General features: G+C 75.6%; 18 protein-coding genes. 13 read left to right on the forward strand and 5 right to left on the reverse strand.

What is annotated here, in order from left to right; genetic code table 11:
- Nucleotides 1-43 precede the first annotated feature (43 nt).
- On the reverse strand, nucleotides 44-661 hold the full coding sequence (locus RM780_RS19670) for a TetR/AcrR family transcriptional regulator (RefSeq protein WP_311632119.1): 618 nt from the start codon (nucleotides 659-661) through the stop codon (nucleotides 44-46).
- A 152-nt stretch (nucleotides 662-813) separates the two neighbouring features.
- Here RM780_RS19670 and RM780_RS19675 point away from each other — a divergent pair, with 152 nt between their 5' ends.
- From RM780_RS19675 to RM780_RS19685, 3 genes are all read left to right on the forward strand, one after another.
- Nucleotides 814-1,284 carry an SAV_6107 family HEPN domain-containing protein gene (locus RM780_RS19675; protein WP_311632120.1) on the forward strand — a complete coding sequence of 157 codons (471 nt, stop codon included), beginning with the start codon at nucleotides 814-816 and terminating at the stop codon, nucleotides 1,282-1,284.
- A gap of 43 nt (nucleotides 1,285-1,327) precedes the next feature.
- On the forward strand, nucleotides 1,328-2,125 hold the full coding sequence (locus RM780_RS19680) for a methyltransferase (RefSeq protein ID WP_311632121.1): 798 nt from the start codon (nucleotides 1,328-1,330) through the stop codon (nucleotides 2,123-2,125).
- Nucleotides 2,126-2,329: 204 nt separating this feature from the next.
- The gene (locus RM780_RS19685) at nucleotides 2,330-2,725 is read left to right on the forward strand and encodes a DUF3040 domain-containing protein (RefSeq protein ID WP_311632122.1); all 396 of its coding nucleotides are present in this window, start codon (nucleotides 2,330-2,332) and stop codon (nucleotides 2,723-2,725) included.
- Nucleotides 2,726-2,885: 160 nt separating this feature from the next.
- Here RM780_RS19685 and RM780_RS19690 read toward each other — a convergent pair whose 3' ends face one another.
- The 4 genes from RM780_RS19690 to RM780_RS19705 all read right to left on the reverse strand — a co-directional run bounded on the left by RM780_RS19690 (nucleotide 2,886) and on the right by RM780_RS19705 (nucleotide 8,754).
- Nucleotides 2,886-5,264 (reverse strand): transglutaminase family protein, encoded by a 2,379-nt coding sequence (locus RM780_RS19690; protein ID WP_311632123.1) that lies wholly within the window; start codon nucleotides 5,262-5,264, stop codon nucleotides 2,886-2,888.
- Nucleotides 5,265-5,355: 91 nt separating this feature from the next.
- Complete coding sequence (locus RM780_RS19695; protein WP_394813025.1) at nucleotides 5,356-6,660, reverse strand: DUF58 domain-containing protein; 1,305 nt, start codon at nucleotides 6,658-6,660, stop codon at nucleotides 5,356-5,358.
- 420 nt (nucleotides 6,661-7,080) lie between these two features.
- The gene (locus RM780_RS19700) at nucleotides 7,081-8,082 is read right to left on the reverse strand and encodes an AAA family ATPase (protein WP_311632124.1); all 1,002 of its coding nucleotides are present in this window, start codon (nucleotides 8,080-8,082) and stop codon (nucleotides 7,081-7,083) included.
- 156 nt (nucleotides 8,083-8,238) lie between these two features.
- Nucleotides 8,239-8,754 (reverse strand): beta-class carbonic anhydrase, encoded by a 516-nt coding sequence (locus RM780_RS19705; protein ID WP_311632126.1) that lies wholly within the window; start codon nucleotides 8,752-8,754, stop codon nucleotides 8,239-8,241.
- A 211-nt stretch (nucleotides 8,755-8,965) separates the two neighbouring features.
- Between RM780_RS19705 and rsmH the strand changes: the two genes are divergently transcribed.
- From rsmH to RM780_RS19755, 10 genes are all read left to right on the forward strand, one after another.
- Entirely contained in the window at nucleotides 8,966-9,943 is a 978-nt protein-coding gene (gene rsmH / locus RM780_RS19710; protein ID WP_311632127.1) for a 16S rRNA (cytosine(1402)-N(4))-methyltransferase RsmH, read from the forward strand.
- Nucleotides 9,940-10,581 (forward strand): FtsB family cell division protein, encoded by a 642-nt coding sequence (locus RM780_RS19715; protein ID WP_394813022.1) that lies wholly within the window; start codon nucleotides 9,940-9,942, stop codon nucleotides 10,579-10,581. The genes rsmH and RM780_RS19715 overlap by 4 nt, the downstream gene beginning before the upstream one ends.
- Complete coding sequence (locus RM780_RS19720; RefSeq protein ID WP_311632128.1) at nucleotides 10,578-12,449, forward strand: peptidoglycan D,D-transpeptidase FtsI family protein; 1,872 nt, start codon at nucleotides 10,578-10,580, stop codon at nucleotides 12,447-12,449. The genes RM780_RS19715 and RM780_RS19720 overlap by 4 nt, the downstream gene beginning before the upstream one ends.
- A 76-nt stretch (nucleotides 12,450-12,525) precedes the next feature.
- Entirely contained in the window at nucleotides 12,526-14,268 is a 1,743-nt protein-coding gene (locus RM780_RS19725; protein ID WP_311632129.1) for a UDP-N-acetylmuramoyl-L-alanyl-D-glutamate--2,6-diaminopimelate ligase, read from the forward strand.
- On the forward strand, nucleotides 14,265-15,695 hold the full coding sequence (locus RM780_RS19730; protein WP_311632130.1) for a UDP-N-acetylmuramoyl-tripeptide--D-alanyl-D-alanine ligase: 1,431 nt from the start codon (nucleotides 14,265-14,267) through the stop codon (nucleotides 15,693-15,695). Before RM780_RS19725 ends, RM780_RS19730 begins: the two co-directional genes overlap by 4 nt.
- Entirely contained in the window at nucleotides 15,692-16,756 is a 1,065-nt protein-coding gene (gene mraY, locus RM780_RS19735; RefSeq protein WP_311632131.1) for a phospho-N-acetylmuramoyl-pentapeptide-transferase, read from the forward strand. The genes RM780_RS19730 and mraY overlap by 4 nt, the downstream gene beginning before the upstream one ends.
- Nucleotides 16,753-18,192 carry a UDP-N-acetylmuramoyl-L-alanine--D-glutamate ligase gene (gene murD, locus RM780_RS19740; RefSeq protein WP_311632132.1) on the forward strand — a complete coding sequence of 480 codons (1,440 nt, stop codon included), beginning with the start codon at nucleotides 16,753-16,755 and terminating at the stop codon, nucleotides 18,190-18,192. Before mraY ends, murD begins: the two co-directional genes overlap by 4 nt.
- Before the next feature lie 138 nt (nucleotides 18,193-18,330).
- Entirely contained in the window at nucleotides 18,331-19,692 is a 1,362-nt protein-coding gene (gene ftsW / locus RM780_RS19745; protein ID WP_311632133.1) for a putative lipid II flippase FtsW, read from the forward strand.
- A gap of 6 nt (nucleotides 19,693-19,698) precedes the next feature.
- Complete coding sequence (gene murG / locus RM780_RS19750; RefSeq protein ID WP_311632134.1) at nucleotides 19,699-20,790, forward strand: undecaprenyldiphospho-muramoylpentapeptide beta-N-acetylglucosaminyltransferase; 1,092 nt, start codon at nucleotides 19,699-19,701, stop codon at nucleotides 20,788-20,790.
- A gap of 25 nt (nucleotides 20,791-20,815) precedes the next feature.
- Entirely contained in the window at nucleotides 20,816-21,631 is an 816-nt protein-coding gene (locus RM780_RS19755) for a cell division protein FtsQ/DivIB (RefSeq protein WP_311632135.1), read from the forward strand.
- The last annotated feature ends 260 nt before the right edge of the window (nucleotides 21,632-21,891 follow it).

Here is a 21,891-nt window from a genome sequence, read left to right on the forward strand (position 1 = left end):
CGAGTGGGGGGACCGGGGGGAAAGCTCGCCGGGGGCGGGGCGCTCAGGCGCGCCCGCCCCCGGCGAGCCTGCCGCGCAGCAGCGCGGAGAGGGCGGCGTGCACGTCCTCCAGGGGGCGCGCGGGGTAGAACGAGCGCCAGTCGAGGGCGCCGGCCATCACCAGCCCCACCAGCCCGCCCGCCGTCAGCGGAACGTCCAGCCCCTCATCCAACTCGCCGGCCTTGACGCCCTGTTCGAGCACGTCCTCGACGACCCCTGCCACCTCGGCGCGCAGCTTACCCACCGTCGGGGACCAGGCCCGGCCGGTGCGCCACTGCTCGGACACCAGGAGGCGGGTGACGTCGGGGTGCGCCGCGATGAACGCCAGGCCCGCGCCCGTCATCGCGTCCAGCGCGTCCAGGCACCGCCCGCCGCGGTCGAGCTCGGCGCGCGCCGCCTGCCGCAGCCCGCGCACCAGCGGGGCCACGCCGTCGCGCAGCAACGCCTCGAACAGCTCGGTCTTGCTGGCGAAGTTGTAGTAGACGGTGCCCTTGGCCACCCCGGCGCGCTCGGCGATCTGGTCCACGGTGGTGGAGGAGAAGCCCTGCTCCGCGATGAGGGCCACCGCCGCCTCGTAGAGCCGCCGCCGGGTCGCGCTGCGGCGGGTGCTGGTGCTTCTCATGCGGCGGTCCCTTGCCTCACCGCCTCGTCGGCGGGCGGCACACGGCGGGAATTGTCAGTGCCATGGGTCACCATGTGCCCAGATGCGCATACCGCGCAGAACCATAGCACCGCTGGACCGTTGAGTGACGACTGACTGACTGGAGGCTCGTCATGACCGGACTCCCGACCGACGTGCACCCCGTGCCGCGCCGGGCGCCCGCGCCCCCCGCCGCACTGGACCTTCTGACCCAGGCCGAGCGCGGTCTGGAGGAGGCCGCGGCCCTGGCCGACCCCGGGGACGCGTACGTGGCCGCCCACCTCGCCGCGCTGCGCACCGCGGCGGCCGTGCTGGCCGTCCGCGGGCGTCCCGAGCCCACCTCGCGGGGGCGGCGGCGGATCCGGAGCGTCTGGGAGGTGCTCCCGGAGATAGCGCCCGACCTGGCCGAGTGGGGCGTGCTGTTCGCGGCCAGCGCCGGGCGCCGTGCCCGGATCGAGGCGGGGATACGCGGCGTGGTCGCCCAGGGCGACGCGGACGAGCTGCGCCGGGCCGCCGCCTTCTTCCTGCGGCTGGTGGAGGAGATGCTGCTGCGACGGCCGATGCTGCGGCCCCGGGACGAGCCGGGCGGGCCCGCCGCCGAGTAGGGTGGGCCCCGCCCGGCACCACCCGCACGAGAGGCCATCCGCCATGCCGTCAGGACCGAGCCCCCGGGGGGCGGCAGGAGCGTTGACGGGCCCCCATGCCGCGCTGCGCGCGGGCGTGGTGTGGGAGGTCCTGCGCCAGGCGCTCCAGGACCGGGCCGCCGCGGCCGGGAGGCAGGAGCTGGACGTGCTCGACACCGGCGGCGGCAGCGGCAGCCTCGCCGTTCCCGTGGCCGGGCTCGGACACCGCGTCACCGTCGTCGACCCCAGCCCCGACGCGCTGTTCGCGCTGGAGCGGCGGGCCGGCGAGGAGGGCGTCGCCGGGCGGGTGCGCGCGGTCCAGGGCGACACCCAGGACCTGCTGGAGGTGGCCGGCGCCGGGGCGTTCGACCTGGTGCTGTGCCACGGCGTCCTGGAGTACGTCGAGGACCCCGCGGCGGCGCTGCGGTCCGTGGCCGGGGCCCTGCGCCCCGCCGGGGGCACGCTCAGCCTGCTGACCGCCGGCGTGGGAGGCGCGGTGCTGGCCCGGGCCCTGGCCGGGCGCTTCACCGAGGCCAGGCGGGCGCTGGGTGACCCGGCCGGGCGCTGGGGCGGGGCCGACCCGCTGCCGCGCCGGTTCACCCCGGCCGCCCTGACCGCGCTGGTCGCCGAGGCGGGGCTGGTGCCGGGGCCCGTCCACGGGGTGCGGATCTTCGCGGACCTGGTCCCGGGTTCGCTGGTGGACACCGAGCCGGAGGCCCTGCAGGAGCTGACCCGGCTGGAGGCCGAGGCGGCCGGGCGGCCCGCCTTCCAGGCCGTGGCCGCCCAGCTCCACGTGCGGGCGGAGGTACCGGACGAGATGTAGGGCGGTTCCTCGTATCATCGGGGTGAGCCCTGCGGCATGATCCGGGGTCGGCGCGGGAAGGAAAATTCCACCTCGCCGGACCCGGCGGGCCGGGCGTGGTGGGCGAAATTGGCGTACAGGGGTGGGTTTCACAGGGACGCGTCCCTGCCTATCCTTGGAAGAGTCGGATCGGGTCGCGCCGCGACCGACGAGTAGGAGGACTCCGTGCCGCTCTCGGACCACGAGCAGCGCATGCTCGAGCAGATGGAGCGAGCGCTGTACGCCGAAGATCCCAAATTCGCGACAGCGCTTGAGGGGAACGAGCTGCGCACGTACACCCGCAAGCGGGTCTACCAGGCGATCGCCGGGTTCCTCGTCGGTATCTGCCTCCTCATGGGGGGCATGGTGGTCCAGGTCATCGCGCTGAGCGTGGTGGGCTTCCTGATCATGCTCGGCTGCGCCGTGGTCGTCCTCACCGGCTGGCGCCGCCCCCCGGCCCAGCAGCCCGGGCGCGGACCGCAGGCCGGACAGGCGGGCCGCCGCCCCCAGCGGCGCCGGCGCTCGATGATGACCCGCATCGAGGAGCGCTGGCAGCGCCGCCGCGAGGAGCGCGACGACTGACCCCCGCACCCTCCCTCTCCCTTCCCTTCCGAACGGGGGCCGCCCACGCCGGGCGGCCCCCGTTCGTCCGTCCCGTCCCCGGGCGGGACCGACGCACGGCTCGGCCCGCGGCCCGGCCCTCCCCGGCGGCCGGCCCTCGCGGTGCCGCGCCGGGGGCCGTTCAGGCCCCCGTGCCGGGAGGAGCGGTGGCTCCCCGCCGGGCGGGGCTGAGGCGGGTCCGGGCGGTGGAGGACGCGCCGGAGAGGCTCTCGTGGATCACCCGCACGGCCGAGCGGGGCAGGAGCCGCGCGCGCAGCCGCTGCCGGCGCCCCGCCGAGGCGCGCAGGGCCGCGGACACCGCGATCACGTCCGGCGCCGCCGCGCGCGCGGGCGGGTCCGGCGCGTACAGCTCCTCCTCGAACGCCAGCGCCACCCGCGTCAGCGCCGCCGACGCCTCCTCGTCCAGCGGGCAGACCCGCATGATCCGCTCCGCCGCCTGCCGCGGCGTCTCCCACCCGAGCGGCGCGATCCCCAGGTCCCAGGCGGTGTCCGTCAGCTCCCGCCAGGCCGCCGGCACCCCGGCTCCCGGCGCGAGCCGCGCCGCCCTGGCCCGCGCCCGCCACACCGCCGGCCAGGCCAGCAGGCCCAGCACCAGCGTCCCGCCCGCGGTCCACAGCACCGCCGTCCACGGAATCCACGGGAACCACGGCCACCCCAGGAAGCCGCCCTCGTCCTCGTCGCTCTCCGGCGTCCGCGGCTGCGCCTCCCGCTCCGAGGGCGAAGGCGAGGGCGAGGGGGAGGGCGAGGGGCGCTCGGTCGGGTCCTCCTCCGGCTGCGTCGGGCCGGGCGCGGGCTCCTGGCGTTCGGGCAGGGCGTACGGGGGGACGCTGCCCTGCCCGGGCGTCGGCTCGAAGCGCACCCAGCCCACGCCCTCGAAGTACAGCTCGGGCCAGGCGTGGGCGTTGTGCGTCCCGACCTGGAACGTGCCGTCCGCCTGCCGTACGCCGCCCGTGAAGCCCACCGCGACCTGCGCAGGGATGTCCAGAGTCCTGGCCATCGCCGCCATGGCGAAGGCGAAGTGGACGCAGAAGCCCTCCCGGTCGCGCAGGAAGGCCGCGACGGCGTCCGGCCCCGTCCCCGAGGCCACCGAGGTGTCGTAGCGGAAGCCGCCCTCGCGGACGAACCACCGCTGCAGCGCGACGGCCCGCTCCAGGGCGTTGGCCGACCCCGCGGTGACCTCCGCCGCCGTCTCGCCCACCTCGGCCGGCAGTTCGGCGGGCACGCGCGTGTAGTACTCGGCGATGTCGCCGGGCGCGGCCGGGGCGTTCGCCAACTGCTCGGCGGTGGGCTCCACCAGCAGGTGGTCCACCCGGTACTCGCGGCCCTGGCTGCTCAGCTCCCCGTCCGCCGAGACCAGCGTCTGCGACCCCTGGTCGAAGCTCCAGTCGCCCGGGGTCTCGATCCACGTCGCCGGATAGGGCACCGGCAGCGACGGCTGCGCGTAGTCGGGCGCCGCGGAGATCCGCGTGGTCACCTCCCGGGCCGCCACCGAGGAGGCCAGTCCGAAGACCGGCCAGGGCGCGGGCGGGACGTTCGCCTCCCACCAGCGGGAGGAACTCCACGCCGTGCCGTTGAACTCGTCCAGCGCGGCCAGCCGCAGGTACATCGACGGGGTGTCCCCGCCGTCCGTGCGGTAGGTCAGGACGGTCCGGTTCTCGCCGCGGACGAGGTGGTCCTGCAGGGCCACCAGCGGGTCCAGGGAGGTCGACCCGCCCGGCCCGCCCGCGCCGCGCTCGCCCTCGGGGTCGAGCAGCCCGCTGCCCAGCTGGGGCAGCAGCAGCGGCGCCAGCACCGCCACGCCCAGCGTCAGCGCGCCGATCCGCCGCCCGGCGCGCACCCGCGGCCCGGCCACCGCGGGCGCGGCCCCCGGCGGGGGCGCCCCCGGCATCCACGCGGGAACGCCGGGACCGCCGAAGAAGCGCCCCCAGCCGGTCAGCCGGTCCCGCCCCTCGACCAGCAGCAGCACCAGGAAGCCCGTCCCCGCGCAGGCGAAGTACTGCCAGCCGCCCTCCTCCTGGGCCACGCCCGCCGCCACCGAGTACAGCGCGAGCAGCGGCAGCCCGGCCGAGGCCGCGCTGCGCAGCGTCACCGCCAGCAGGTCCACCAGCAGCCCGACCAGCAGCACCCCGCCGAAGACCATCAGGCGGATGCCGTCCGTGGCGGGTGCGGGCGCCGCGTAGTGCCCGATGTCGTCGGCCCCGGCCGACAGCAGCCGCCCGAACGCGTCGAAGGCCGCTGGCCCCGGCAGCAGCCCGCCCAGTGCCTCCTCCCGCACGCACACCACCGTCAGCAGCAGCAGCGAAACGGCCGCCTGCGCGAGCGGGGGCACCACCGCGGGCACCGGCGGGCGGCGCAGCAGCACCCCCGTGCCGCTCTGCGCGGCGAGCAGCACGCCCGCCTGCACCAACCAGTCGGCGCCCTCGATCAGCGGCAGCAGCGCACCGGCCGCGCCCAGCGTGGCGAGCCACGCCGCGGCGGCGATCCGCGTCCTGCTGTCCATCCTGCCGTTCCTCTCCCCGCGTCCCGGACCCGGAGTGCCCGGGCGCCGTCTCCCCGGCGTCGCCGCCGTCCGGCCGCCGCGACGCCCCTCCTCAGCGCGTCCCGCGTCCCGCGGCGGCCTGCTCCCACAGCCGTCCCAGCGGAACGCCCGGGGTCAGCGGCACCGCCGACCACCCGGCCCGCCGCACGGCCTCCTCGCGCGCGGCCTCCAGAGCGGGGGACACCTGACCCGCCGCCAGGAACGCCATCCCGCCCGCCGCCCGCTGACGCAGCCGCGCCAGCACCGCGACCTGCCCGTCGTCCACCAGCCCGAGGAACGCGATCACCAGGCCCGTGTCGCCGCCCAGCGCGTCCAGCGCCCCCTCGAAGCCGGGGACGTAGGAGGGCACGACCCCCGCCAGCGCGTCCATCATCGGCATCGCAGCCGAGGAGTCGCCCGCCGCCGCCTCGGCCCCCGGCGCCAGTGGCCCGGCCTCGCTCAGCAGGCGCACCGCGTAGCCCCGGGCGCTCAGGTGCGCCACGGCCGAGGCCGCGCCGCTCACGGCCCGTTCGAAGGGCGAGTACGGCCCGCCCAGGGCGTATCCCGTGCGCCGGGTGTCCAGCAGGACCGTGCACCGGGCCCGCCGCGGCTGCTCCTCGCGCCGCACCATCAGCGTTCCCCGCCGGGCGGTCGCGCGCCAGTGCACCCGGCGCAGGTCGTCGCCGTGCCGGTAGTCGCGCGGGATCACGTCGTCGTCCCCGGCCACGGCCGGCTTCCGCCGCCTGCCGTCCCCCTGCCCGTGGGCGCTGCCCGGCAGCGGCACCCCCGGCAGCGGCTCGGTACGCGGCAGCACCGTCATCACGTCCACGTCGTGGAAGGAGCGGCTCAGCTCCACCATCCCGAACGGGTCGGCCAGCCGTAGCTGCAGCGGCCCCACGGGGTAACGCCCGCGCACGTCCGAGCGGATGCGGTAGGTCACCTCGCGCCGCCCGCCCGGCTCCACCCGGTCCAGCACGAACCTCGGCCGGGGACCCAGCACGTAGGGCACCCGGTCCTGGAGCAGCAGCATCCCGCTGGGCACGCGCGCGACGTTCTCCAGGCGCAGGTGCACGCGGGCCTCCGCGCCCGGCTCGATCCGGTCCGGCGCCAGGCGCCGCGCCGCGGTCACCCGGCTGCGGGTGCTGTGCAGCACCAGCACGCACAGCACGGGAAGCGCGGCCAGCAGCACGCCGACGCGCAGCAGGTCGGCCTTCCCCAGCAGGTACGAGCAGACCGCCGCCGCCCCGCCCGCGGCGAGAAACGACCGCCCCCGCGTGGTCAGCCCACTGAACGCCGCCCGCAGCGGCCCCCGTTCACTCTCCCCCCGCGCCCCGGCCTCCCCGGGATAGGCGTACCCGGCCCCACCGGGGTAGCCCAGCGCCCCAGGGTACGTCGGCCCGGTCACGCCGGTGGGTCCCAGCGCCCCGGGGTACGTCGGCCCGGTCACGCCGGTGGGTCCCAGCGCCCCGGGAAACGCCGGCCCGGCCGGGCCTGTCTGTCCCGGGGGCCCGGGAGGCGCCGCACTGCCCCCGGGCACGTGCCCGCCGGGGAAACCGGGAGCACCCGGCGGCACGGCCGCTCCCGGGAACCCCGGCGCGACGGCCGGGGCCTGGCCCGCCCCCGGCGGCGCGGGAGAGCCCCCGGCCCCGCCGGGCGGCGGCCCCGCGCCCGCGGGCGGCACCACCGGCGGAGCCGACGGCACCACCGGCGGAGCCGACGGCACCACCGGCGGAGCCGACGGCACCACCGGCGGAGCCGACGGCATCGGGGGCGGCCCGGAAGTCTCCCGCGGGCGCATCTACAGGCCCCGCGGGCGCTGCGCCGCGTACGGGTCGGGCACCGGCGTCCGCCGCAGGATGTCCGTCACCACGTGCTCGCTGGCGTACCGGTGCACCTGCGCCTGCGCCGTGGGCAGCAGCCGGTGCGCCAGCACCGGAACGGCCAGCTGCTGGATGTCGTCGGGCAGCACATAGCCGCGCCCGGCCAGCGCCGCCGCCGCCTTCGCCGCCCGCATCAGGTGCAGCGTGGCCCGCGGCGAGGCCCCCAGCCGCAGCTCCGGGTGCGCCCGGGTCGCGGCCGTCACGTCCACGGCGTACCGCCGCACGCCTTCCGAGACGTGCACCTCGCGCACCGCCTCGATCAGCTTCACGACGTCGTGCGCGTGCGCGGCCGGCTGGAGCGCGTCCAGCGGGGAGTACCCGGCGTGCGCCTCCAGCATCCGCAGCTCCGCGTCCGGGCTGGGGTACCCCACCGAGACCCGCGCCATGAAGCGGTCCCGCTGCGCCTCGGGCAGCGGGTAGGTCCCCTCCATCTCGACCGGGTTCTGGGTGGCGATCACCATGAACGGGCTCGGCAGCTCGAACGTCCGGCCGTCCGCCGTGACCTGCCGCTCCTCCATCGCCTCCAGCAGCGCGGACTGCGTCTTGGGCGAGGCGCGGTTGATCTCGTCGCCGATCACGATCTGCGCGAAGACCGCGCCCGGCATGAACTCGAACTCCTTGCGCTCCTGGTCGTAGACGCTGACCCCGGTGATGTCCGTGGGGAGCAGGTCAGGCGTGAACTGGATGCGCTGCGCCGTGCAGTCGATCGACCGCGCCAGGGCCTTGGCCAGCATCGTCTTGCCCACCCCGGGGACGTCCTCCAGCAGCAGGTGGCCCCCCGCCAGCAGGACCGTCAGGGAGAGCCGCACCACCTCGGGCTTGCCCTCGATCACGCTTTCGACCGCGCGCCGCACCCCCTCGGCGGTGGCGCTCAGGTCCGTGAGCCTGTCGTGCCCCTCGTAGGTGTCATACGTCGTCACCGGCCCTCCTCGGCCCCAGGTCCGGGCCCGCGCGGCGCGCGGGCCCGGTCGCACTGATCCGCCCGGCGGCGAACTGCCGGCGTCGAGAGACCCGACACCGGCAGGCATCCGGACAGTTGCACCCCCGCCGCATTCTCACGCACCGGGGGCCGCGCGTCACGCGGCCGGCGCCCCGACGGGGTCGACCTCGCGGAGGAGCCCGGTGGTCACGTCGAAGACGAAGCCGCGCACGTCCTCAGTGTGCGGGAGGAAAGGGGAGGTGCGCACGCGGGCGATGGACTGCCGCACGTCCTGGTCGACGTCGGTGAACGACTCCACGGCCCAGCTCGGGCGCTGTCCCACCTCCAGCTCCAGCTCGTGCCGGAAGCTCTCGGTCAGCTGCTGAAGGCCGCAGCCGGTGTGGTGGATGAGCACCACGGCCTCGGTGCCCAGCTTCCGCTGACTGATGGTCAAGGAGCGGATGACGTCGTCGGTGACGACACCCCCCGCGTTGCGTATGGTGTGGCAGTCGCCCAGCGCGAGGCCCAGGGCCTCGTGCAGGTCGAGCCTGGCGTCCATGCAGGCCACCACGGCGACCTTCCGCACGGGCCGGGCGTCCATGCCGGGGTCCGTGAACCCCCCGGCGTACTTCTCGTTGGCCCTGACCAGCTGATCTGTCACGCTCTCCGTCATATCTGTGACGGTAATAGAAACGTCAAGAGCCCGCCTCAGCGGGCAGAGTGAGGCCGCTCACAGCCCCGCGGCGGTCACCCGAAACGCCGCACCCGGTCAGGCTCAGTGATTGACCGCCGGAACTGGTGGGCTAATGTGACGCGCACTGGGAGGCGTGCACCAGGCCGCCGTCTTCGCCCGTCACCTGTCTCACCTCCCCTCCGGAAGGCACATGACGACCAGCAACGACCGGCCACCGGAAGCCCGGCACCGCCCCGTGCTGCTGCGGCGCTGCCTGGAGCTTCTCGGTCCGGCGCTGGAGGCCCCCGGCGCGGTCGCCGTCGACTGCACCCTCGGCATGGGCGGCCACAGCGACGCCCTGCTCGACGCCCACCCCCGACTGCGCCTCATCGGCCTCGACCGCGACCCCCAGGCCCTGGAGCTGGCCGGCCGCCGCCTCGCCCGCCACGGGGAGCGCTTCACCCCGGCGCACGCCGTCTACGACGAACTCCCCGCCGTCCTCGCCCGCCTCGGCCTCGACCGGGTCGACGGCGTCCTGTTCGACCTCGGCGTCTCCTCCCTCCAGCTCGACGAGCCCGACCGCGGCTTCGCCTACGCCCGCGACGCCCCCCTGGACATGCGAATGGACCAGACCTCAGGTCCCAGCGCCGCCGAGGTCCTCAACACCTACCCGCCGGGCGAGCTGGTGCGCGTCCTGCGCGTCTACGGCGAGGAACGCTTCGCCGGCCGCATCGTCGAGGCCATCGTCGCCGAACGCTCCCGCACGCCCCTCGCCTCCAGCGCGCGCCTGGTCGATCTCATCCGCGAGGCCCTGCCGCAGGCCGCCATGCGCACGGGCGGCAACCCGGCCAAGCGCACCTTCCAGGCCCTGCGCATCGAGGTCAACGGCGAACTCGCCGTCCTGGAACGCGCTTTGCCCGCCGCCCTGGCCTCCCTGGCCGTCGGCGGCCGTGTGGCCGTCCTCTCCTACCACTCCCTGGAGGACCGCCTGGTCAAGCGCGTCCTCGCCGAGGGCGCCAGGTCCACCGCCCCGCCCGGCCTGCCCGTCATCCCCGAGCAGTACCAGCCGCGTTTCCGCCTGCTCACCCGCGGCGCCGAGCAGGCCGGGCCCGAGGAGGTCGCGGAGAACCGGCGCGCCGCCCCCGCCCGCCTCCGCGCGGCCGAGCGCGTCCGGGAGGCCCTGCCGTGAGCCCCGGCCCCACCCCGACCCAGCGCCTGGCCCGCCTGACGGGCCTGGGCCGCCCCGGCGGCGGCGCCGCGGCCCGCACTCCCTTCGCGCTGCTGATCGTCCTGCTGCTGGCCGGCGGGATGCTCTGCCTCCTCTTTCTCAACGCCTCCCTGAACGAGGGCTCCTTCGAGCAGAGCGAACTGCGCCGCGAGACCCGCGAGCTGACCGATGAGCAGCAGGAGCTCCAGGCCGAGGTGGACGGCTACGCCGACCCCGACGCCCTGGCCGAACGCGCCCGCGAGCTGGGCATGGTCCCCGCCGGCCCCCCCGCGTTCCTCGGCCCGGACGGCACCCTCCTCGGCGACACGAACCCCTCGCCCGCGGCCGAGCCCGAGCCCGACGCGGAGACCCAGCCCGAGCCTCAGCTGGGGGAGGGGCCGGAAGAGGCGACGGCGTCCGCGACCGCGCGGCAGCCCGGCGAAGCGGGCGAACGCGACGAGCCGGGGGAGTCCGGCACGCCCGGCACCCGGGGTGCCTCCGGCCCGGCGGCGGCCCCCGATGAGCCCGCGCCCGCCCCGGCCGGCGCCGCGACGACGGCCGCCGCAACGCCCCCCACCCCGTCCGCCCCCGCGCAGACCCCGGCGGGTGACGCCCCGTGAGCGCCCCCACGCCCCCCGGGCCCCGGCGCCCGCGCCCCGAGGGCGCGCCCCTGCGGCTGGGCAGCCCGCGCCCCCGGCTGCGGCTGATCGGCCTCGGCCTCACCCTCGTGATGCTCGCCTTCACCATCCGGCTCGTGCAGGTCCAGGCCGTCGGCGCCGCCTCCTACAGCGAGGAGGCCGAGCTGAACCGCATCGTCGAGGTCACCCTGTCCGCCGAGCGCGGCGACATCACCGACCGCGACGGCCACGCCCTGGCCACCACCGTGGACGCCTACGACATCACCGCCGACCCGCTGCTGTTCACCGAGGAGCAGACGGGCGTTCCCGACGCCCCCCGCCAGGCCGCCGCCCTCCTCGCCCCCATTCTCGGCCGCGAGGAGGCCGAGCTGGCCGACCTCCTGGACAACGAGGGCTCCCGCTACGAGGTCCTCGCCCGCCGCCAGACCCCCCAGACCTGGCGCCAGATCCAGGACCTGCGCCGCATCCTCGACGAGCAGGAGGCCGAGGGCACCGGCACCCAGGTCCTGGCCGGGGTCCTCGCCGAGGACACCACCGTCCGGGTCTACCCCAACGACGAACTCGCCGCCGCCGTCCTGGGCTTCGTCAACGACGAGGGCCAGGGCGGGGCGGGCCTCGAGGCCCAGCTCGACCGGGAGCTGGCCGGCGAGGACGGCACCGCCACCTATGCCCAGTCCGGCGGGCGCCGCGTTCCCACCGCCGGCGAGAGCGAGCAGCCCGCCGTGCCCGGCACCGACGTCGAGCTGACGCTGGACCGCGACATCCAGTGGGCCGCCCAGCGCGCCATCTCCGAACAGGTGGCCGCCTCGGAGGCGGACGGCGGCTCCGTCGTCGTCCAGGACACCGTCACCGGCGAACTCCTCGCCCTGGCCAGCGCCCCCGGCTACGACCCCAACGACATCGCCGCCGCCTCCGCCGAGAACCTGGGCAACCCGGCCCTGGAGGACGCCTTCGAACTCGGCTCCACCAGCAAGGTCATCACCATGGCCGCCGTGCTGGAGGAGGAGGCCGCCACCCCCTCCACCCATGTCACCGTCCCCAACCGGCTCCCGCGCGCCGACCGCAGCTTCGCCGACCACAACGAGCACGAGACGCTCTCCCTCACCCTGGCCGGCGTCCTGGCCCAGTCCAGCAACATCGGCACCATCCTGGCCGCCGAGGAGCTGGGGGAGACCCAGCCCGAGGCCAACCGGGTCCTGCACCGCTACCTCTCCGCCTTCGGCTTCGGCCGGCCCACCGGCCTGGGCTTCCCCGGCGAGACGCCCGGCATCCTGGCCGGCCCCGAGGACTGGAACGCCTCCCAGCAGTACACGATCCCCTTCGGCCAGGGCCTGTCCGTCAACGCCGTCCAGGCCGCCTCGATCTACTCCACCGTCGCCAACGCCGGCGAGCGCATCGCACCCAGCCTGGTCCGCGGCACCACCGGGCCCGACGGCGAGTACCGCCCCGCCGAGGAGCCCGAACGCAGCCGGGTCGTCAGCGAGGAGACGGCCGAACAGCTCACCCGGATGCTGGAGACCGTCGTCGCCTCCCCCGAGGGCACCGGCTCCGCCGCCCGCATCCCCGGCTACCGCGTCGCCGGCAAGACCGGAACCGCCAACCGGGTGGACCCCGACACCGGTCGCTACCAGGGCTACACCTCCTCCTTCGCCGGGTTCGCGCCCGCCGACGACCCCCGCCTGACCGTCTACTGCGTCGTGCAGAACCCCACCGAGGGCCCGTACACCGGCAGCGAGGTCTGCGGCCCCGTCTTCAACGAGGTGATGCGGTTCTCCCTGGCCGCGCTCCGCGTCCCGCCCACCGGCGAGTCCTTCGACGGCCTCCCGGTCACCTTCGACCCCGACGCATGAACGGCCCCCGCACCGCCGCGCCCGGCGGGCCGCGCACCACCCGGCACGACCCCGCACCAGGAGGCGGAGAAGGCACGTGAGAACCATCACCGACGGGTCAACCTCGTTTCGCCCCACCCCCGCCGCGCCCGGTACGCTCACGGCCGTGCCCCACGCTGATCACGCCCGTCCGGTGCCGCGCCCCGAGTACGTCGAGCCCGTGCCCCTGGCGGAGCTGGCCGGGCTGCTCGGCACCCCCGCCCCCCACGGCCCGCTCCCCGAGGTCACCGGCATCACCCACGACTCCCGCGCCGTCCGCCCCGGCGACCTCTACGCGGCCCTGCCCGGCGCCCGCTTCCACGGCGCCGACTTCGCCACCCAGGCCGCGGGCCTGGGCGCCGTCGCCGTCCTCACCGACCCCGAGGGCGCGCAGCGCGCCGCCGCCACCGGCCTGCCCGTCCTCGCCGTCGACAACCCCCGCGCCCGCACCGGCGCCCTGGCCGTCGCCGTCTACGGCGACCCCGGCCGCGACCTGCTGCTCATCGGCGTCACCGGCACCTCCGGGAAGACCACCACCAGCTACCTGCTGGAGGGCGCCCTGCGCCGCGCCGCGGCCAAGGACCCCGCCGACCCCGCCGATCCGTCCGGGGCCGCCGGCGAGGCCGCCGCGTCCATCGGCCTGATCGGCACCGTCGAGACCCGCATCGGCGCCGAGCGCGTGAAGTCCGAGCGCACCACCCCCGAGGCCACCGAGCTCCAGGGCCTGTTCGCCGTGATGCGCGAGCGCGGCGTCCGCGCAGTCGCCATGGAGGTCTCCAGCCACGCCATCGCCCTGGGCCGGGTGGACGGCTGCCGCTTCGACGTGGCCGTCTTCACCAACCTCAGCCCCGAGCACCTGGACTTCCACCCCGACATGGAGGACTACTACCGCACCAAGGCGCGGCTGTTCACCCCCCAGTTCGCCCGGCTCGGCGTGGTCAACCTCGACGACGAGCACGGCCGCCGCCTCGCCGCCGAGGCCGGAATCCCCGTCACCACCTACTCCGCCGAGGGCCACCCCGACGCCGACTGGCGCGCCGCCGACGTCGCCATCGGCCCCCTCGGCTCCACCTTCACGGCCCTGGGCCCCGACGGCACCCGCGTGGCCGCCGCGGCGCCCCTGCCCGGGCCGTTCAACGTGGCCAACGCCCTGGCCGCCATCGCCGCCGCGGCCGTCGCCGGCCTGGACCCACAGGCCGCAGCCGGCGGCGTCGCCGCCGTCCCCGGCGTCCCCGGCCGGCTGGAGCGGATCGACGTGGGCCAGCCCTACCTGGCCGTCGTGGACTACGCCCACAAGCCCGACGCCGTGGAGTCCGTCCTGCACGCCCTGCGCCGCGTCACCCCCGGCCGGGTGCACGCCGTCCTGGGCTGCGGCGGCGACCGCGACCCGCATAAGCGCCCCCGGATGGGCGCCGCCGTCGCCCGGCTGGCCGATACCGCCGTGCTGACCTCGGACAACCCCCGTTCGGAGGACCCGCTCGCCATCCTGGCCGCCATGCTGGCCGGCGCAGCCGAGGTCCCCGCGCACGAGCGCGGCACCGTCCTGGTCGAGGAGGACCGCGCCGCCGCCATCGCCGCCGCCGTGGCCCGCGCCGAGTCCGGCGACGCCGTACTGATCGCCGGCAAGGGCCACGAGCGCGGCCAGGACATCGCCGGCGTCATCCGGCCCTTCGACGACCGCGAGGAGCTGCGCGCGGCGATCCGGCGCCGCGCCGAGCGTTCCCCCACCCCCGGCACCCCCACGCCTTCCCCCGCAGAGTCCCACTCAGAAACCGAAGCCAGGCGAGGCCCGCTGCAGTGATCCCCCTTTCCGTTGCTGAGCTCATCACGGTCGTGCGGGGAGAGCCCCACGACATACCGGAGTCACCACCCCGCATCACCGGGCCCGTGGTCATCGACTCCAGGCTGGCCGAGCCCGGCTCCCTCTTCGCCGCGCTGCCCGGCGAGCGCGTCGACGGCCACGACTTCGCCGCCGCCGCCGTGGCCGCCGGCGCCTCGGCAGTGCTGGCCGCCCGCCCCGTCGGCGTGCCCGCGGTCGTCGTCGAGGACGTCACCGCCGCGCTCGGGGCCCTCGCCCGCCACACCGTCCAGGGCCTGGGCACCACCGTCGTCGGCCTGACCGGGTCGGCCGGCAAGACCAGCACCAAGGACCTCATCGCGCAGCTCCTGGAGCGCACCGGTCCCACCGTGTGGACCCCCGGCTCCTACAACAACGAGATCGGGCTGCCCCTGACGGCCCTGCGCGCCGCCGACACCACCCGCTTCCTCGTACTGGAGATGGGCGCCCGCGGCATCGGCCACATCCGCTACCTCACCTCCCTCACCCCTCCGCGCGTCGGCGTGGTCCTCAACGTCGGGACCGCCCACATCGGCGAGTTCGGCGGCAAGGAGGCCATCGCCACCGCCAAGGGCGAGCTGGTCGAGGCCCTGCCCCCGGCCGAGGAGGGCGGCGTCGCGGTCCTCAACGCCGACGACCCGCTGGTCCGCGCCATGGCCGGGCGCACCCGCGCCCGCGTCCTCCTCTTCGGGGAGGACTCCGCCGCGGACATCCGCGCCGAGCAGGTGCGGCTGACCAACGACGGACGCCCGGCGTTCCGCCTGATCACCCCCACCGGCGAGGCCGAGGTGACCCTGCGCCTGTACGGGGCGCACCAGGTCTCCAACGCCCTGGCCGCCGCCGCCGTCGCCCACGAGGCCGGCCTGACCGCCGCCGCGATCGCCGAGGCGCTGGCCGCGTCCCGCCCGCTGTCCAAGTGGCGGATGGAGGTCACCGAACGGCCCGACGGCGTCATGGTCGTCAACGACGCCTACAACGCCAACCCCGACTCCACCCGGGCCGCGCTGCGGGCGCTGGCCGCGATGGGAGGCGGTCGCCGCACCTGGGCGGTCCTGGGGCGGATGGCCGAGCTGGGCGAGGACTCCTTCGCCGAGCACGACGCGATCGGGCGGCTCGCCGTCCGGCTGAACGTCAGCAGGCTCGTGTCCGTGGGCGGCCGGGAGGCCGCGTGGCTGGACGCGGGCGCGAAGAACGAGGGTTCGTGGGGTGAGGAGTCGGTGCACGTGTCCGACGCCGCGGCGGCGCTCGCGCTGCTGCGCGAGGAGCTGCGGCCGGGAGACGTCGTGCTGGTGAAGGCGTCGAGAGCGGCCGGGCTCGAACAGGTCGCCCTCGGAATCCTCGCGGACGCCCCCGGCGCCGCCGACGGCGAGGGCGAGGTCGCCGCCCGATGAGGCAGATCCTCTTCTCCGGCGCCATCGGACTCTTCCTGACCCTGATCGGCACCCCGCTCCTGATCAAGCTGCTGGCCCGCAAGGGCTACGGCCAGTACATCCGCGACGACGGCCCCCGCGACCACCACAGCAAGCGCGGCACGCCCACCATGGGCGGCATCGCGTTCATCCTGGCCACGCTCGTCGCCTACGCCGCCACCAAGGTCATCACCAGCGAGGAGCCCACCATCTCCGGGCTGCTGGTGCTCTTCCTGATGGCCGGCATGGGCCTGGTCGGCTTCCTCGACGACTACATCAAGATCGTGCGGCGGCGCAGCCTGGGCCTGCGGGCCGGCGCCAAGATGCTGGGGCAGTTCCTCGTCGGCGTCGCCTTCGCCATCCTGTCCCTCAACTTCGCGGACGCCCGCGGCCTCACCCCGGCCTCCACGCACCTGTCGTTCACCCAGGACTTCAGCTGGACGATCGGGCCCGTGCTGTTCGTGCTGTGGGCGCTGTTCATGATCCTGGCGATGTCCAACGGCGTGAACCTCACCGACGGCCTCGACGGCCTGGCCACGGGCGCCTCCGTGATGGTCTTCGGCGCCTACGTCTTCATCGGCGTGTGGCAGTACGGCCAGACCTGCGCCGAGACCGCCACGGCCGGGGCCTCCTGCTACGAGGTGCGAGATCCGCTGGACGGGGCCGTGGTCGCCGCCGCGCTGATGGGCGCCCTCTTCGGCTTCCTGTGGTGGAACACCTCGCCCGCCAAGATCTTCATGGGTGACACCGGCTCCCTGGCTCTGGGCGGGGCCCTGGCCGGCCTGGCGATCGTCTCGCGCACCGAGCTGCTGATGGCCGTCCTCGGCGGCCTGTTCGTCCTCATCACCATGTCCGTGGTGATCCAGGTCGGCTCCTTCCGCCTCACCGGCCGCCGCGTCTTCAAGATGGCGCCCCTCCAGCACCACTTCGAGCTGAAGGGCTGGAGCGAGGTCCTGGTCGTCGTCCGCTTCTGGATCATCCAGGGCATGTGCGTGATCGTCGGCATCGGCATCTTCTACGGGACCTGGGTGGCGGACTGGTGAGTGGCCTTCTTGCCCATCTGCCCGGGGCCGCCGCCTTCGCCGGGCGGCGGGTGACCGTGGCCGGGCTCGGCGTCAGCGGGGTCAGCGCCGCCCGCGCCCTGGCCCGCGCCGGCGCGCACGTGACCGCCGTGGACGGCGGCGACGGCGAACGCCCCCGGGCGCGCGCCGCCGAGCTGGCGGGGGAGGGCGTCGACGTCCGCCTCGGGGACGGCGACACGCTGCCCCCGGGCACCGAACTGGTCGTCACCTCGCCCGGCTGGCGCCCCGACAGCCCGCTGTTCGCCGCGGCCTCGGCGGCCGGCGCCGAGGTGATCGGGGACGTCGAGGTCGCCTGGCGGCTGCGCGGCCCGGCCGGGCCCCCCTGGCTCGCCGTCACCGGCACCAACGGCAAGACCACCACCGTGCGCATGCTCGCCGCCATCCTCACGGCGGCGGGCCTGCGCACGGCCGCGGTCGGCAACATCGGCGCCTCCCTGGTGGACGCCGTCCTGGCCGACCCGCCCTACGACGTCCTCGCCGTCGAGCTGTCCAGCTACCAGCTGCACTGGGCGCCCTCCGTCCGCGCCCACTCCGGCGCCGTCCTCAACCTCGCCCCCGACCACCTCGACTGGCACGGCTCGATGGCGGCCTACGCCGCTGCCAAGGGCCGCGTCTACGAGGGCAACGTCGCCGCCTGCGTCTACAACGCCGAGGACCCCGCCACCGAGGCGCTGGTCCGGGAGGCCGACGTCACCGAGGGCTGCCGCGCCATCGGCTTCACCCTCGGCCCGCCGGGCCTGTCCCAACTCGGCGTCGTGGACGGCGTCCTGGCCGACCGCGCCTTCCTGCCCGACCGGCTGCACCGCGCCCAGGAGCTGGCCGGGGTCGCGGACGTCGACCCGCCCGCCCCGCACAACATCGCCAACGCCCTCGCCGCCGCCGCCCTGGCCCGCGCCTACGGCGTGGAGCCCCGCGCCGTCCGCGACGGCCTGCGCGCCTTCCGCCCCGACCCGCACCGCATCGAGCACGTCGCGGACGTGGGGGGCGTGGCCTACGTGGACGACTCCAAGGCCACCAACACCCACGCGGCGGCGGCCTCCCTGGCCGCCTACCCCTCGGTCGTGTGGATCGCGGGCGGGCTCGCCAAGGGCGCCACCTTCGACGACCTGGTGCGGGAGGCCGCCAAGACGCTGCGCGGCGCCGTCCTCATCGGCGCCGACCGCCCGCTGATCGCGGAGGCCCTGGCCCGCCACGCGCCCGGCGTCCCCGTCGTCGAGGTGACGGAGGCCGGCACCGGCGCCATGGCCGAGGCCGTCCGCGAGGCGACCGGCCTGGCCGCCCCCGGCGACACCGTCCTGCTGGCCCCGGCCTGCGCCTCGATGGACATGTTCGCCAACTACGCCGAGCGCGGCCACAGCTTCGCCGCCGCCGTCCGCGCCCTGCCCGCCGCGCCCTGAGAGCCGCCGCGCCCCGAGCCCGGCGCGCCCCGAGCCCGGACACGCTCGGGGCACGGTCCGGCCGGTCCCGGCCGTTCGCCGGGCCGGTCGGATACCGTGCCTCGTGACGTGGCCCGTGGGCGCACCAGGAGGGGACCGATGACAGCCGATCAGCCCGCACTGCGCGGCGGCACCCAGCGCGCCCGCCCCGCGCCCGCCCCACAGCGGCGCCCGGCGCCCACCGCACGCCCCCCGCGCGGCCCCCGCGCCACCGGCGGCGCCACGCCGCCCCGCGTCCCCTCCCCGATCACCCGCCTGCGCCGCGCCTGGGACCGCCCGCTGACGGCGTATTACGTCATCCTGGGCACCGGCCTGCTGATCACCTTCCTCGGCCTGGTGATGGTCTTCTCCGCCTCCCAGATCCAGGCGCTGCGCTACGACCTGCCCGCCACCTTCTACTTCCGCAAGCAGCTCCTGGCCGCCGCCCTGGGCACCTGCCTGCTGCTGATCGCCTCCCGCGTCCCCGTCAAGCTGCTGCGCGCCCTGACCTACCCCTTCCTCGCGCTGACCGTGGTCCTGCTGGTCCTCGTGCAGATCCCGGGCATCGGCGTCGAGGTCAACGGCAGCACCAACTGGATCGCCGTCGGCGGCTCCTTCCAGCTCCAGCCCAGCGAGTTCGCCAAGCTCGGCCTCGTCCTGTGGGGCGCGGACCTGCTGGCCCGCAAGGGCGAACGCCGGCTGCTGACCCAGTGGCGCCACCTGCTGATCCCGCTGGTGCCCGGCGCCCTGCTCGTCTTCGGACTCGTCATGGTCGGCGGCGACATGGGCACCGTGATGATCCTCTCCGCCATCGTCTTCGCCCTGCTGTGGCTGGCCGGCGCGCCCACCCGCCTCTTCGGCGGGGTGCTGGCAGCCGCCGCCGCGGCCGGCGCCCTGTTCATCGCGACCAGCCCGCACCGGGTGGACCGGCTGGCCTGCCTGGGCGCCACCGAGCCCGGCGAGAACGACCGCTGCTGGCAGGCCGTCCACGGCATCTACGCCCTGGCCTCCGGCGGCTGGTTCGGCTCCGGTCTGGGCGCCAGCGTGGAGAAATGGGGGGAACTGCCCGAGCCGCACACGGACTTCATCTTCGCCATCACCGGTGAGGAACTGGGACTCGGGGGGACGCTGTCCGTCCTCGCCCTCTTCGCCGCTCTAGGCTATGCGGGTATCCGCGTGGCCGGACGCACGGAGGACCCCTTCGTGAGGTACGCCGCGGGAGGGGTGACGGCCTGGCTGATGGTGCAGACCGTGATCAACATCGGCGCGGTCCTCGGCCTGCTGCCCATTGCCGGAGTGCCCCTGCCGCTGTTCTCCTACGGGGGCTCCGCCCTGCTGCCCACGATGTTCGCCGTCGGTCTGCTCATCGCCTTCGCGCGCGGCGAGCCCGCGGCCCGGGCGGCCCTGGCCATGCGGAGACCACGGTCGGTATGGAAGACGATGAGGCGGCGCGTCACGACGCGGCCGTCCGGAGAGCGGTGAAATTCGGTGCATGTTGTCCTCGCCGGCGGAGGGACCGCCGGCCACATCGAGCCGGCGCTGGCCCTCGCCGACGCCCTGCGCAGGCAGGACCCGACCGTGGGCATCACGGCCCTCGGCACGGAACGTGGCCTGGAGACCCGCCTGGTGCCCGAACGCGGCTACGACCTGGGCCTGATCCCGGCCGTTCCGCTGCCGCGCAAGCCGACCCCCGAGCTGTTCACCGTCCCCGGCCGCCTGCGCGGCACGGTGAAGGCCGCCGAGGAGATCATCGAGCGCACCAAGGCCGACTGCGTCGTCGGCTTCGGCGGCTACGTGGCGCTCCCGGGCTACCTGGCCGCCAAGCGGCAGCGCGTGCCGATCGTGGTCCACGAGGCCAACGCCCGCCCGGGCCTGGCCAACAAGATCGGCGCCCGCTACACCCGCTTCGTCGGCGTGGCCACCCCGGAGAGCAAGCTGCGCCACGCCCGCTACATCGGCATCCCTCTGCGCCGCTCCATCGCCACCCTGGACCGCGCCGCGATGCGCCAGCAGGCCCGGGCGTTCTTCGGGCTGGACGCCAACGTCCCCACGCTGCTGGTCTCCGGCGGCTCGCAGGGAGCCCGGCGGCTGAACGAGGTCATCGCCGCGGTCGTTCCGCACTTCCAGCGCTCCGGCGTCCAGGTGCTGCACGCGGTCGGCCCGAAGAACGAGCTGCCGCAGGTCGACACGATGCCCGGGATGCCGCCGTACGTCCCGCTATCGTATGTGGACCGCATGGACCTCGCGTACGCGGCGGCCGACATGATGCTCTGCCGCGCGGGCGCGATGACCGTGGCCGAGCTGTCCGCGGTCGGCCTGCCCGCCGCGTACGTCCCGCTTCCCATCGGCAACGGCGAACAGAGGCTGAACGCCCTGCCGGTGGTCAACGCGGGCGGCGGGGTGCTCGTCGACGACGCCGAGCTGACCCCGGACTGGGTCAGGGCCCACGTGCTTCCGGCCCTGACCGACCCCGGCCAGCTCGTGGCGATGTCCAGGGCCGCCGCCGAGTTCGGCCGCAGGGACGCGGACGAGCTGCTCGTCGGCATGGTGCACGAAGCGATCGCGGCCGTCAGGGCGTAGGCCGCAGTGGGGAGTTGAGGCGAGCGTGGCCGGAGTCCAGACCGACAGGCGGCGCGAGCGACCGCGCGCGGACCCCGCCCGCCGCCCGCCCGCCCGGCGCCCCGGCCCCGCCCGCTTCCGCCTCGCGCGCCGCCCCCGGCTGCTGCTGGCCGCCCTGGTCCTGGCCCTCCTGCTCGGCGGCTTCGGCGGCTGGACCCTGTACGGCTCGGACTGGCTGCGCGTGGAGCGGGTCACCGTGCACTGGCAGGACGGCGTCCCGCGCCGCCTGACGGAGGAGCAGATCCTCCAGGCCGCGGGCGTTCCGCTCGGCTCGCCGATGGCCTCCCTGGACAAGGGGGCCATCCGCGCGCGGCTGCTGGAGCGGCTGCCGCGGCTGGCCGGGGCGGAGGTGGTCCGCGGCTGGCCGCACGGCGTGACGCTGAAGGTGACGGAGCGCCGCGCGGCCGTCCTCCTTCCCGAAGGCGACGGCTTTTCCGAGGTGGACCGGAACGGAGTGGTGTTCGGGGAGACCGATCGGGCCGCCACGGGAGTACCGTTGCTGGAACTGCGACTCGAGGAGAACGCGAGTCTCCGCCGCTTCGGCGAGGACCGCATTCGCCGGGAGGCGGTCTCGGTGGCCGTGGCCCTCCCCGGGGACCTGCGCCGCGCCACCCGCGTCATCCGCGTCACCACCTACGACTCCATCACCCTGGAGCTGTCGGACGGCCGGACCGTGCGGTGGGGCAGCGCCGAGGACTCGGAGGCCAAGGCCGAGGCGCTCGCGGCGGTGATGAACGCGGCCGGTGACGCTCGGTACTTCGACGTCAGCGTCCCCACCGCACCGGCGGCGGCCGGGGGTTGACACCCGTCGCGGGCGCGGACGCCCGGCCCCCTGGTTGACGCCCGACGCCCGCGATCACATAGGGTGAAAAGAAAAACGGGAGGTTCGGCGTGTTCGTTGAACGCGTAGCACTTGTCGACTTAGTGTCCGTTCCGAGGAATCCAAGGAACCGCAAGCACAGGTAACCCTAAACTGAAGCGTTAGGGTTCGGGGCGGCTTAACCTCCCGTCCCATCGGCATCAGTCGGCGCACTGCGACACTCGCGGAGCGGCGACACGTAA

Source organism: Streptomyces boetiae (genome assembly GCF_031845405.1).
In the GTDB taxonomy this organism is placed as follows: Bacteria; Actinomycetota; Actinomycetes; order Streptomycetales; family Streptomycetaceae; genus Streptomyces; species Streptomyces boetiae.